This is a genomic window from Chitinophaga sp. OAE865 (assembly GCF_040546735.1).
In the GTDB taxonomy this organism is placed as follows: Bacteria; Bacteroidota; Bacteroidia; order Chitinophagales; family Chitinophagaceae; genus Chitinophaga; species Chitinophaga polysaccharea_A.
Map to the genome: position 1 here is coordinate 7573224 of NZ_JBEPOF010000001.1, position 13508 is coordinate 7586731.

Genomic DNA, 13508 nt, shown 5'->3' on the forward strand with positions numbered 1-13508 from the left:
TTTATTTTATAATTGATGAATGAATTTGTTTCACGAATTGTTTTACCAGCGCCAGGTTCTTTACACCCGGACTGTCTTCAAACCTGCTGTTCACATCTGCGGCAAACAACGCAGGGATCTGCATTTCACCGATCTCTGTCCCCTGCTCGGGCGTAATGCCCCCGCTTAAAAAGAAGGGCTGATCAAACGGGTAGGTTTGCAGCAGCTCCCAGTTGAATTTCTCGCCGGTGCCGCCATAACCTTTTACAGAAGCGGTATCGAACAGGAAATAATCCGTTACCGGTATGAAAGGCGCCACTTCCGTTTGCCAGTTAACGTTATCACCTATACGAAAAGCTTTTATTACCGGGATAAACGCGCGTACAGCTGCGCAAAACTCCGGCGTTTCATCGCCGTGCAGCTGCACCAGGTCAAGGCCATAATCATTAACAGTACGCTGTATCTGTTCCAGTGGCGCATTTACAAAAACGCCCACTTTGCCGATGCCGGTGGTTTCCCTTACAGATCTTGCATCTATTTTATTACCGGCAAAACGCGGGGATCTTTCATAAAAAATAAATCCTGCATAATCCACCTCGTTATCTAACAGTCCCTGCAGATCGTTTATCCTGGTAATACCGCAAACTTTAATACGCATATGGCTATGATTTATGCTGCAGGTCGTTGAGTGTTTGAACAAAGTTTTCAAAAGCGCGGGCCGGATCTTCCTGCTTCATGAAATGCTCTCCTATAAGGAAGCCCTGGAATCCCGCGGCTTTCAAGGTTACAATCGCAGCGGGATCATTGATGCCGCTTTCTGCCACTTTCACCTTATCTGCCGGGATCTTTGGCGCCAGCTCGCACGACCGGTTAAAGTCGACCTGGAAAGTGATGAGGTCACGGTTGTTCACCCCTACCAAATGCGTATGCGCGGTTACTTTTTCCAGCTGTGCTTCGCTGTGCACTTCCAGCAGCACTTCCAGCCCGAGATTATGTGCAAAGGCGGCCAACTGCGCCACCTGTGCGGCATCCAGGCATTCCGCAATAAGGAGTATTACATCGGCGCCAATGGCTTTGGCTTCCAGGATCTGGTATTCATCTATCACAAAATCTTTCCTCAGGATGGGGATCTGGTTAAAGCTGCGCGCCTGTTGCAGGTCGTCGGAAGACCCTCCGAAATATTTTTCATCTGTGAGTACGGACAGGCCGGAGGCTCCATAACGGGTATAAGCAGTGGTTACCTGCTGCACTGTTACGTCTCCGTTTATCAGTCCTTTTGAAGGGGAACGGCGCTTGAATTCCGCGATGATGCCTGTTTTACCGGGCTGCTGCAGGAAATGGCGCAGCGATAATGTTTCCCGCTGGAATGCAGGCGATTGCTGCAGATCCTGCGCGCTGCGCTGCAGCTTGCGGGCTGCTACCTCGATGTGTTTATGAGCAACTATTTCTGCTAAAATATTCTTCATGATAAATTATCTGGTACTACGACTGCAAAGCAATCAGTTTTTTAAACGCATTATGTGCATTGCCCGATTCCAGGGATTCTACCGCGGCGGCGAAACAATCGTCATAAGAATTGTATTTCCCGAGGCTGTACAGGCCCATTGCTGCGTTGGCGAAAACAACGGAATTCTGTGCCCAGGTACCTTCTCCTTTCAGTATCTTCATAAAGATCTTCGCAGCTTCCTCGGTGGAATTACCACCGTAAATGTCTTCCTGGTGAACTTTACGTTTGCCCAGCTGCTCCGGTGTCCAGTCCTGTTCTCCTTTATTGGTGATCACTTTCGTATCCGCGGTGAGGGATATTTCGTCGTACCCATCCAGACTGTGAACAATTACAAACTGCTTATCCGTTTGCTGGAACAGGTAGTTGTATACCCTTGCCATTTCCAGGCTGTATACGCCTATCAGCTGGTGTTTTGCCAGCGCCGGGTTTACAAGGGGGCCAAGCATATTAAAGAACGTGCGGATGCCCAGCTGCCGGCGGATACCTGCCACATGTTTCAGTGCCGGGTGGAACAGTGGTGCATGAAGAAAACAGATCCCTGAATCTTCCAGTTCTGTTCTCAGTTTGCTGTCGTCGTTCTTGAATTTATACCCTACCAGCTCCATCACATTGGAAGCGCCGCTTACAGAAGATACGCCATAGTTGCCGTGTTTGGCTACTTTAGCGCCGGCGCCTGCCACCACAAAGCACGACAAGGTAGAAATATTAAAAGTATTTTTTGCATCCCCGCCGGTACCAACTATATCCAGTACATCGTAACCGTTGAGATTTACGGGGATACAAAGTTCCAGCAAGGCATCACGGAAGCCCAGCAGTTCGTTGATGGTTATGCTGCGCATCAGATATACCGTCATGAAAGCGGCCAGTTCGCTTTCGTTAAACATGCCTTTGGAAATGCTGATGAGGATATCTTTGGCAGCTTCGCGGCTGAATGTTTTATGTTCGAAAAGGTAGTTAAGAATCTTTTTCATTTTTAAGATTTTTGCTGATTGGGTGTTCGATAATGTTAAAACGGGTGTCGTACTGTTATTACAGGCTTAACCAGTTTCTTAAAATCTTTTCGCCCTGCGGGGTAAGCACACTTTCCGGGTGGAACTGTACGCCGCTTACATCATACTTGTTATGCTGTACAGCCATAATAAACCCATCCTCATCTTTAGCGGTGATAGTGAGCTCGGCAGGCATGGTGGATTCATCGATCACCCAGGAATGGTAACGGCCGGCCTGGATCTGCCGGGGCAGATCATTAAACAGCCGTCCATCTTCCTTAATAATATTTACGTTGGTAGCCACGCCATGGTATACTTCTTTCAGGTTGGTAAGAGAAGCGCCAAAAGCCTGTCCTATGGCCTGTTGCCCCAGGCACACCCCGAAGATGGATTTAGTGGGGGCATATTCTTTAATAAGCGGAAGCAGCAATCCTGCTTCTTCCGGGATACCGGGGCCTGGTGATAAAATGATCTTATCAAAACCGTTCACTTTTTCCAATGGAATTTCATCATTGCGCACCACGGTTACTTTACCGTTGATGATCTTTTCCACGAGATGAACGAGGTTGTATGTAAATGAGTCGTAGTTATCGAAAACGAGGATGTTCATACTAAATTTTTTGTGCCAGCAGAATGGCTTGTTTTAACGCATTGAGTTTGTTGTTCACTTCCTCCAGCTCTGAAGAAGCTACAGATTTGGCCACCACACCAGCGCCGGCCTGGTAGTACAGGGTATTCATTTTACTGAGTATGGAGCGGATCATGATGGCGTGGTTAAAGTTGCCGTTGAAACCGACAGCACCTATGCAGCCGCCGTAAAATCCACGTGCCGTGGGCTCATACTGGTCAATGATTTCCATAGCCCGGTATTTGGGAGCGCCTGAAAGCGTGCCTGCCGGGAAAGAGGAAGCCAGGAGGGTAAAGGGGTTCAGCTTCGGATCTACCTTGCCGGTCACTTCGCTAACCAGGTGAATAACGTGTGAGTAGAAATGTACCTGCCGGTACGAAGCCACTTCCACATTGGTGGCATTCCTGCTAAGGTCATTTCTCGCCAGGTCTACCAGCATTACATGCTCGGCGTTCTCTTTCGGATCTTCCAGCAGTTTATTGGCCAGGAGCTTGTCCTGTTCATCATCGCCGGTGCGGCGGAAAGTGCCTGCAATGGGGTGAATGGTGGCTTTACCATCAGTAATCACGATCTGTGCTTCCGGTGAGGAGCCCATTAATTTATAATCGCCGTAATCGAAGAAGAAGAGATAAGGAGAGGGGTTGATGGAGCGGAGGGCGCGGTACACATTGAATTCGTCGCCGGTGAAGGATTGCTGGAAAGCCCTGGAAAGCACTACCTGGAAAACGTCTCCGCGGAAGCAGTGTTGTTTGCCCTGTTCTACCATCTGCATATATTCCGCGTCCGTCATATTGCTTTTCTCTTCCCCGGCAGTGGCAAACGGATAGCCTGGGGAATCCTTGTGCCGGATGAGCGATTCCAGTAGTTCAAACTCGCTGTCTATACCCTCTACCTGGTTTTCGCACAGGTAAAGCTCATCTTTAAAATGATTGATGGCTATTACATATTGATAGTAGCGGTAACGCATCAGCGGGATGGTGTTACCGGCCAGTTGTTTCTGCTTGTTGAATTCAATGGTTTCAAAGAACTGAACGGCATCAAAGGTAGTGTAGCCGAAAAGGCTTTGTGCCATTGGTACCGGGTGTTTCCCGGTGAAGGAATAGTTGCCGAGGAATTGTTCCATTTCATCCAGTACCTGTTGTTTATTCTTCAGCTCTTTCTTTTCTACAGGCAGGTTGGGATATTTGAATTCGAAGTGCGTGGTGGAAGTAACTTCGATCCCTGCAATCGGCTTCACGCAAATAAAGGAGTAACTGTTATCGCTGGCCCTGTAGTCGGTGCTTTCGAGGAGGATAGAACCCGGGAACTTATCGCGCAGCCGCAGATATATTCCCACTGGCGTGAAAATGTCTGCCAGCATCTGTTTGGATCTCGTTTTTACTTGGATGGTACGCATGAGTTATTGGCTGAAGTGTTTGTTTTATTTTAAAATGGGAAGGGCTGAAAAAAGCGGAAGGCCCGCTGTGTAACAGCGGGCCTTCCAAATATATTTCTATACGAAACATGGCACTGTAACACAGATCAGGATTTGATTCCGTGCCACCACCAATGTTTATTTGTAATGATATTTTGCATAGCGAGAACAAAAATGAAACATTTTTTCAGAAAATGCAAATTTTTTTTGGAGGGCGGCGCCTCCGGCGCCTTTTGTCTTTTTCAGGATTTTGATGATTACGCTGATTACACTGATTTTCCCGCCTTTTGTTTGAATTATTTTGTGAAGATAAAAGTGAATCTCCTTTTATATTTTATCAAATTAATAAATAAATCCACTCAGTTCTATCTCCAAAAAATCCATCCAACAAAACATGAGAAAATCAGCGTAATCAGTTTAATCCTGCAGAAAGACAAAAGGCGCCTTCGGCGCCGCCCATCCGCTACAGCACTCCCTTAGTGGAAGGCAGCTGCATATTGGCAGGGTTCCGCTTTACCGCCATTTTTATGGACTTGGCAAAGGTTTTAAAGATGGCTTCTATCTTATGGTGCTCATTTTCACCTTCCGCCTTGATGTTCAGGTTCGCTTTCGCGCCATCCGAGAAGGATTTGAAGAAATGAAAGAACATCTCGGTAGGCATCTCCCCTATTCTTTCCCTTTTAAATTCCGCGTCCCATACCAGCCAGTTACGGCCGCCAAAGTCAATGCCCACCTGGGCCAGGCAATCATCCATCGGCAGGCAGAAGCCGTATCTTTCAATACCGCGTTTATCTCCCAGGCCTTTGGCAATGGCTTCCCCCAGCGCGATGCCGGTATCTTCTATGGTGTGGTGCTCATCGATATGCAGGTCGCCTTTGGCGTGAATTTTCAGGTCTATAGCGCCATGGCGGGCAATCTGGTCTAGCATATGATCAAAGAAACCCAAACCGGTTTGTATATCGGCTTTGCCGGTACCATCCAGGTTCAGTTCAATACTGATATCGGTTTCATTGGTTTTACGTACATGCGTCACCGTTCTTAATCCCAGCTTCAGGAATTCATAGATGCGGTTCCAGTCGGTGGTTTCCAATGCAATAACGGATTGTAGCGCAGCGGCACTATCGCTGATCTCTGCACTGCCAAGGCCTGAGCCTTCATTGATCCAGATGGCTTTTGCACCCAGGTTCTTTGCCAGCTCCACATCGGTGATGCGATCGCCTATCACAAAAGAATTGGCCAGGTCGTAATTACCATCCAGGTATTTGGTGAGCATGCCGGTGCGGGGCTTGCGGGTGGGCGCGTTATCGGCGGGGAAAGAGCGGTCAATGAACACCTCATCAAACTTAATTCCTTCGTTCTCAAATGCCTTCATGATCATGTTTTGGGCGGGCCAGAAAGTATCTTCCGGGAAAGCCGCGGTTCCCAAACCATCCTGGTTGGTTACCATGGCCAGCTCATAATCCAGTTCAGCGGCGATCCTCGCCATATTCACAAACACTTTGGGATAAAATTCCACTTTGTCCAGGCTATCTATCTGGTAGGTGGGCGGCACTTCTTTGATCAGGGTGCCGTCGCGGTCTATAAAGAGCACTCGTTTCATGCAGATGCAGTTGTGGCTGTTTTCAGGTTAAAAGATTTCAATACTTCCAGCAGGCGCAGGTTTTCAGCGGGCGTGCCAATGGTGATGCGCAGGCATCCCATACACAGTTCTACCTTGGAGCGGTCGCGCACTACAATGCCCTGTTCAATAAGATAGTTGTAGATCCCTTTTGCATCCGTGGTTTTCACCAGTATAAAGCTGGCATCGCTGGGGTAAATGTGCAGTACTTCCGGCAGCTGGATCAGCGCAGCTGAGAGCAGGTCGCGCTCTATCACTATTTCCCGGATCCATTCATTCACCTGGCTTACATTTTCCAGTGCCTGGAGCGCCAGTTCATTGGTTGCCTGGCTGATGTTATAAGGGGGCTTCACCTTGTTCAAGGTATTCACAATTTCCTCGCTGGCAAAAGCCATCCCGATGCGGAGACCGGCCAGTCCCCATGCCTTTGATAATGTTTGCATCACCACAAGGTTAGGGTATTCTGTGAGCTCCTGTATAAAGGTTTTCTGACGGGAGAAATTGATGTATGCTTCATCTATCACCACAATACCATCAAAATTATTCAGCAGCAGCTCTATATCTGCGCGATTGATGGAATTCCCTGTAGGATTATTGGGAGAACAGATAAAGATGAGTTTTGTGTTGTTATCTATGGCTTGTTGCAGTGCAGGGATATCCAGCTGGAAATCCTCTGTGAGCGTTACTTTACGGATCACCGCATCATTGATGTGCGCACTTACCTCATACATGCCATAGGTAGGCGGACAAAGGATCACGTTGTCTACGCCGGGATTCACAAAGGAGCGGTAAAGCACATCTATTGCTTCATCGCTACCGTGACCAACAAAAATATTCTGCGGGGGCACTCCTTTGATATCAGCAATTTTGTATTTGAGCTGCCATTGCATCGGATCGGGATAACGGTTGTAATTCACCGGTAACGGGGAACCGAAGTTATTTTCATTAGCGTCCAGGAAAATGGAAGCTTCTCCTTTAAATTCATCTCTGGCAGTAGAATACGGTACCAGTCTTTTTATGTTTTCCCTTACCAGGGTATCGAGATTAAACATATTGCATTAATTATTCTGTTATAACTGAGCCGGTATATCCAGCGCTTTTAATCGTACGGTAACGGCGTTTTTATGCGCATCCAGTCCTTCGGCGGCGGCCATGGCTTCTATAGTAGAGCCAATGTGTTGCAGCCCTTCGGGAGATATCTGCTGAAAAGTAATCTTTTTTACAAAGCTATCCAGCGATACGCCGCTATAGGCCCTGGCATAGCCATTTGTAGGCAGCGTGTGATTGGTACCGGAAGCATAATCGCCGGCACTTTCCGGTGTGTAATTCCCCATGAAAACGGAGCCTGCGTCTGTTACTTTATCCGCGAGATTCTCTGCTCCTTCACAGGCCAGGATCAGGTGCTCCGGTGCATACGCATTGAGCATGTCGATGGCTGTATCCATATCCTGTACCAGGATCATTTTACTGTTTTCCAGGGCTGCTGTAGCAATTCCTTTACGGGGCAGTTCGTTCAGCTGTTTATTTAGCGCATCTGTTACATTGGTAAGCACTTTTTCACTGGTGGTTACCAACACCACCTGACTGTCGGGCCCATGCTCTGCCTGCGACAACAAATCGGCGGCCACAAAGGCCGGCACACAGCTATCGTCTGCCAATACGGCTACTTCAGAAGGGCCCGCAGGCATGTCGATAGCCACGCCGCTTTTATTCACCAGCTGTTTTGCACAGGTAACATACTGGTTACCCGGACCAAAGATCTTATATACCTGTGGCACACTTTCCGTACCATAAGCCATAGCGCCAATGGCCTGTACGCCGCCAATAGTAAATACTTTTTCAATCCCGGTCAGCTGCGCCGTGTACAGGATGGCCGGATGTAAAGAAGGGGTGCAAAGCACTATCTCCTTACAACCCGCTATCATGGCGGGTATTCCCAGCATCAGGATAGTAGAGAACAGTGGGGCTGAGCCACCTGGTATGTATAAGCCTACCTTTTGAATGGCCACTGATTTACGCCAGCATTGCACGCCGGGCATGGTTTCTATTACCTGCGACTTTTCCTGTTGCGCGCGGTGAAAAGCGGTAATATTTTTTGCTGCCTGCTGTATAGCTGCTTTCAACGCGGGTTCCAGGGCAGCTTCCGCGGCAGCAAAAGCGCTGGCAGGTACCTGCAGATCATCCAGTGTAACTTTATCAAATTCCGCTGCAAATTTTCTGACAGCGGCATCACCACCGGTACGTACTTCCTGCAGGATATCGCTCACTTTTTTTTCGAGTGTGGAAGTATCCATCACAGGCCTTTGCAGCAGTGTATTCCAGGAACTTTTATCGGGAAATCTGGTCGTTTGCATCGTTTACTCAGTTTATCAGATCACCATTTTTTCAATAGGCACTACCAGGATACCTTGTGCACCGGCCTCTTTCAGGCTTTCGATGATATCCCAGAAATCGTTTTCATTCAGCACGGAATGCACAGAGCTCCAGCCCGCTTCTGCCAAAGGCAGTACTGTAGGGCTTTTCATACCCGGCAGCAAACCAATGATCTCATTCAGTTTATCGTTAGGCGCGTTGAGCAGGATGTATTTATTATTCTTTGCTTTTCTTACCGCCTGTATACGGAATAACAATTTATCGAGCAGCAGCTGTTGTTCCGGCTTGAGGCTGTGGCAGGCAGCCAGCACGGCTTCCGATTTCAGTACCGTTTCCACTTCCTTCAAACCATTCATAAACAGGGTGGAACCGCTGCTTACCAGGTCGCAGATAGCATCCGCCAACCCTATGCCAGGCGCTATTTCCACGGAACCACTGATTTCGTGGATCTCCGCAGTGATACCATTCTGCTGCAGGAAATCTTCCACTATCACGGGGTAGCTGGTAGCAATCCTTTTGTTCTGCAGGTCTTTTACAGAAGTATAATCCATTGATTTCTCCACCGCCATGGATAAACGGCATTTGCCAAAGCCCAGCTTCTGAACAATATTTACCTGCTTTTGTTTTTCGAGCACTACGTTTTCACCTACTATTCCTATATCTGCAACGCCATCTTCTATGTATTGCGGAATATCATCATCCCGCAGGAAAAACACTTCCAGCGGGAAGTTAGTAGCTTCTGTTTTCAGCTTATTAACACCATTATTGATGTCGATGCCGCATTCCTTCAGCAGTTTAATGGAATCGTCGTGCAGGCGGCCGGATTTCTGGATTGCAATTTTCAGTTTCATCCCTGATAAAATAAAAAAGGGGCCTACCTTTCCGGTAAGCCCCTGTTGATGATGTAATATGGTGATATACACAAATCATCCCCTGCCTACCCTTGTGGTAAGATATGATGGTGGTGATGTGTATGTTTGTTTGTAATCATAATTTCAGGTGCAAAAATAGCAAGTAAAACGATATAACAAAGGTTTTTTTTGGAATTGACCGGAAATTTAAATATAAGCGCTTATATATAATCGCTTTTACAATAAGATGATCGAATGCCTGTTATTTCGCCAGCCTGCTTTGCAGTTCGGGCACTACATTTTCAAATGTGCGCAGGAGCCGGTCCCAGTTGCGGAATGATTCATCGGAACTGGCCGATACTCCCGGAGGAGCTATTTCACTCACCAGTTTTGCCTTGTAGGTAAGGGGATCTGTATTACCTGTTTTAATAATAAGACGGGTACGGATAGTAGCCGCTTTAAATGATTTTACCACCCAGGCGGTGCACATATAACCGGTGGCTTTGTCGGTAACGGCAATCACATCAAAATAACCGGTAATGATACGGTTGATCAGTTTCCAGGATTCTTCTTCGTTGTGGTTGGTCCGTACATCTATATCCTGGTTGGCCAGGTTGGTGACCATGGAATTCTCGTACGCATCATCTTTTTCCAGTTTGATATAATCCGTTGAGGGCAGCGTGTGTTTTCCATCATTAATGTAATTCCTTTCCTGGGTGATGAAGCCTACTTTTTCCACACGGATATTTACCTGTGCATATGCCCCTACTTTAATTTCCGTAGAGGTATTATTGACCAGTTTTCCATCCACATAGATCCGTGCATCATTCTCTGTATTGATGACGATCTTTTTAGATTTAACTTTTGCGGCCACTTCCCGGGGAATAAAAAATACGAATGCTGCCAGACAGTAGAACAGAAGTGCTTTGATTTGAATGCTCATAAGAAATAAGGATTGTGAGAGGTTTACAAATGAGGTTTACAATGCTATCGCTGTATGATTAAGCGGTGCCCTAAGTTATTCAAGGGATGGGAAGAAAGTGTAGAAAAAAAATGCGGATATCCTGAATAACAAGTGATTAACAAACGCGGGTTTTGTCTGACTCAGGATTAAACTGATTAGAATGATTACCAGGATTTGATTATTTAAGATTAAAAGATTTTGGATGATATCATTGGGTATATAATCGCTTATATCTTCCCGAATCCTTTAAAATCAAAAAAAAATCAGATCCTGGTAATCATTCTAATCAGTTTAATCCTGAGTCAGACAAAATCCCCGTACTGCGCCCGTTTTAGCACTCAAAATCCATAGCTCACTGATCTCCTGCCGTTTATCCTTTTTCAATCCTGCCGCGGATCTCCACCTTTTGCAAACAATGTGTTAATGGATTTTAAAAACTAATAATTTTAGCTTTATTTTGCTAATAATATTAGTATTTAATTATTAAACGATAGCTATATGAAAGTATTGAACATAACCCTGCCATTCTTTAATACAAGCATTCCCGCAGGATTCCCCGCCCCTGCCCTCGATTCGGGGGAAGAACAAATTGACCTCTCCCGGATACTACAGCCAAACCCCGCCTCCTCCTTCATTATCAGGGTTAAAGGCGATAGCATGACAGACGCCAGTATCCCGGATGGCTGTATGGCCATTGTAGACCGCTCCATCCGGCCATCAACAGGAGATATTGTGGTTGCAGCGCTCAATGGAGAATATACTGTAAAACGGCTGGTAAAAGCCGGCCGCAGCTGGGTATTACATCCTGAGAACACATTTTATAAGCCAATAGTGATAACAGAAGACACCGACTTCCAGGTATGGGGCGTGGTAACCGCCGTGATCGTGGATATGCGTAAATAACCGAAGCACTGCAGCTGTATAACAGCAGTTGCTATTGAGATGAAAATAAAAGTATCTTTATCAGATTTAGATCCATATGTGTTACGATATCGCTTTTACATCCAGTATAGAGAGCATTTACAAATACCTGCCGCGGCTGAAGCGCAACGGCAACCTGGATATCCACTTCGACCCTACCTGGCATAAGATCGGCATGAGTTACCCGCAATGGCCGGTAATCACCAACAACAACGGCTTCAGGCTGGAGAAATATACATGGGGACCAGTCCCTAAAATGCTGGATACCCCGGAAAAAGTAAAACGCCAGCGGCAACTTTTCCTGAATGCCCGCAGTGAAAAAGTACTGGAGAATGGTACTATGTGGAATGCCATACGGCACCAGCGCTGCCTGGTACCCGCTACCGGCTTCTTTGAATACCGGCAGATACCAGGTTGGAAAAATAAAGTAGCCTATTATATTAAACCAAAAGAACAGGAACTCTTTTTTATTGCAGGGCTATGGGCCATGTCCAACTCCTGGGATGTGGATAAGCCCGCACGCATCCCCACATTTACCTTACTGACACGCGCCGCCAATCCATTGATGGCGCAAATCCATAACGGAGGCGATAACGCCGGAAGAATGCCCATGATGCTTACTACGGATCTGGCTGAACAATGGCTGCAACCGGAGCTAACGGATACGGATATACGTGATATCATACAGTATGAACTGCCACATACACAGCTGGAATACTGGCCAGTGAATTCCGTAAGGAAAGTGCAGCCCGATGATGCTGCCATTATAGCCCCGGCAGCTTATGAAAATTTACCTGCCCTTCAGGTGTAGATAATTGAGGCAGATGAAGGACCAGCCCGTTACCTGCCTGTAATTCACATAAAAGCGGGCGCCTTGAGAGAGACGCCCGCTTACTATTGTTACGTTACCAGTTGCTTATTTCGCTATTACCCCTGCAGGTACTTTACCATCTGTATTATCCAGCTGCAATCCCAGCAGCTGCGCTACCAGCGGCGCCACATCCGTTACATTCATTTCTTTTACATGACCGCCTGGCGCTATCCCTGCCCCGGAAGCCACGAAGCCGGTTTGTATCTGCTTAAAATCCGGGAAATAACCATGCGTTCCTCCTTCGGCAGCCCTTACCAGTTCACCGGTGGTGCCACCGCCAATGGTTACACCATCCACCGCGGAAATTGCCATGGCTGCATGGGGATCTGCACCTACCTCATTCAGCTGCTTACGGCTGATTATGCGGAACATCCGCTGCTCCGCAGCCGGCAATGCCTTCAGCAACGCTATCACTTTCTGCTGTGTGGCCATATCCTTCGGATCTTTCAGGTGCAGGAAAGCCGAACCGCCGGAGGAAAGGAACTGTGCTTTCCAATCACCTGTCTTTACATTATTCAGCAAACCATTCTGCGCCAGTAATACATTGGGAGAAAAGCTCCGGGCGATATTTACAAAACCATGATCCCCGGTAACAATAATGGTTGTGCTTTCGTATATACCTGCCCGTTTCAATGCTTCTATGATAGTGCCCAGCGCCCTGTCGGCACCTGCTACGGCCTTTCTTACCAACAGCCCGTCGCGTCCCTGTTCATGCTCATAATGATCCGTACAGGGCAGGTGCAACGTGGTAAAGGCCGGCTTATAAGTAGTGATCAGGTAAGCGCTCATGCGCGCTACATTTTCATCCAGGATCATTTCTTCATCTTCCATGGTGAAATCCTTTGCGCCCAGCTTACCGGTAGCATGTTCCTGTACTTCCTGCCACAGGGACACAGGGTTGGTAACCGTAGCCATCAACTCCCGCCTGTCTTTTTTACCGATAGGCCATACATCAGGTATATTATAATCGATAGGCGCCCCTACGGATACGGGCCATATCACGTTGGCTGATTTCTTACCGGCCTTGTGCACCGCATCAAACAAAGTGGGAACTTTGATGCTGTCGTAATAAAAATACCAGACGCCGGTTGCGCCGTTGGGCTCAAACGGCGTGTTATAATAAACACCATGTTTAGCCGGTGTTACCCCTGTGATCAGCGAGGTGTGATTGGGATAAGTAACTGTAGGAAATACACTGTTCACCCCATCTGCATAAGCGCCGCTGTCTTTCATGGCCCGCAGGTTTACCATACCCCAGGAAGCATCTGTATAAAAATCCGGGCGGAAACCATCAATGGTGATCAGCACCACATGGGCGGCCTTCTGTGCATAGGAAGCGCAGCCCATTATCAGCAACAAGGCTATACCGGTAATCTTCTTCATACTATTTATA

General features: G+C 47.3%; 13 protein-coding genes. 2 read left to right on the forward strand and 11 right to left on the reverse strand.

The annotated features are described in order from the left end of the window. Window position 1: 1 nt before the first annotated feature. The 10 genes from ABIE50_RS30175 to ABIE50_RS30220 form a co-directional block, all read right to left on the reverse strand. Window positions 2–637 carry a phosphoribosylanthranilate isomerase gene (locus ABIE50_RS30175; protein ID WP_209862602.1) on the reverse strand — a complete coding sequence of 212 codons (636 nt, stop codon included), beginning with the start codon at window positions 635–637 and terminating at the stop codon, window positions 2–4. A gap of 4 nt (window positions 638–641) precedes the next feature. Then, window positions 642–1445 (reverse strand): indole-3-glycerol phosphate synthase TrpC, encoded by an 804-nt coding sequence (gene trpC, locus ABIE50_RS30180; protein WP_142686154.1) that lies wholly within the window; start codon window positions 1443–1445, stop codon window positions 642–644. A gap of 16 nt (window positions 1446–1461) precedes the next feature. Continuing rightward, a complete protein-coding gene (trpD, locus tag ABIE50_RS30185; protein ID WP_209862605.1) occupies window positions 1462–2457 on the reverse strand; it encodes an anthranilate phosphoribosyltransferase in 996 nt (331 codons plus the stop codon). Window positions 2458–2515: 58 nt separating this feature from the next. Further along, the gene (locus ABIE50_RS30190) at window positions 2516–3085 is read right to left on the reverse strand and encodes an anthranilate synthase component II (protein WP_209862609.1); all 570 of its coding nucleotides are present in this window, start codon (window positions 3083–3085) and stop codon (window positions 2516–2518) included. A 1-nt stretch (window position 3086) separates the two neighbouring features. Then, a complete protein-coding gene (locus ABIE50_RS30195) occupies window positions 3087–4499 on the reverse strand; it encodes an anthranilate synthase component I family protein (RefSeq protein WP_209862612.1) in 1413 nt (470 codons plus the stop codon). Between the two features lie 481 nt (window positions 4500–4980). After that, a complete protein-coding gene (gene hisB / locus ABIE50_RS30200; protein ID WP_209862614.1) occupies window positions 4981–6117 on the reverse strand; it encodes a bifunctional histidinol-phosphatase/imidazoleglycerol-phosphate dehydratase HisB in 1137 nt (378 codons plus the stop codon). Further along, window positions 6114–7187, reverse strand: a complete 1074-nt coding sequence (hisC, locus tag ABIE50_RS30205; protein ID WP_142686149.1) for a histidinol-phosphate transaminase — start codon at window positions 7185–7187, stop codon at window positions 6114–6116. The genes hisB and hisC overlap by 4 nt, the downstream gene beginning before the upstream one ends. Before the next feature lie 18 nt (window positions 7188–7205). Further along, entirely contained in the window at window positions 7206–8489 is a 1284-nt protein-coding gene (hisD, locus tag ABIE50_RS30210) for a histidinol dehydrogenase (RefSeq protein ID WP_209862617.1), read from the reverse strand. A gap of 15 nt (window positions 8490–8504) precedes the next feature. Then, window positions 8505–9359: an ATP phosphoribosyltransferase gene (gene hisG, locus ABIE50_RS30215; protein WP_209862620.1), complete on the reverse strand. Its 855-nt coding sequence runs from the start codon at window positions 9357–9359 to the stop codon at window positions 8505–8507. Window positions 9360–9621: 262 nt separating this feature from the next. Next, window positions 9622–10302 carry a hypothetical protein gene (locus ABIE50_RS30220; protein WP_142686147.1) on the reverse strand — a complete coding sequence of 227 codons (681 nt, stop codon included), beginning with the start codon at window positions 10300–10302 and terminating at the stop codon, window positions 9622–9624. A gap of 519 nt (window positions 10303–10821) precedes the next feature. Here ABIE50_RS30220 and ABIE50_RS30225 point away from each other — a divergent pair. Both ABIE50_RS30225 and ABIE50_RS30230 read left to right on the forward strand, forming a co-directional pair. Then, the gene (locus tag ABIE50_RS30225) at window positions 10822–11226 is read left to right on the forward strand and encodes a LexA family protein (protein ID WP_142686146.1); all 405 of its coding nucleotides are present in this window, start codon (window positions 10822–10824) and stop codon (window positions 11224–11226) included. Between the two features lie 76 nt (window positions 11227–11302). Further along, a complete protein-coding gene (locus ABIE50_RS30230; protein ID WP_209862623.1) occupies window positions 11303–12055 on the forward strand; it encodes an SOS response-associated peptidase in 753 nt (250 codons plus the stop codon). 105 nt (window positions 12056–12160) lie between these two features. On the opposite strand, the gene ABIE50_RS30235 is transcribed toward ABIE50_RS30230, so the two are convergent. Continuing rightward, on the reverse strand, window positions 12161–13498 hold the full coding sequence (locus ABIE50_RS30235; protein ID WP_209862627.1) for an alkaline phosphatase family protein: 1338 nt from the start codon (window positions 13496–13498) through the stop codon (window positions 12161–12163). Between the last annotated feature and the right edge of the window lie 10 nt (window positions 13499–13508).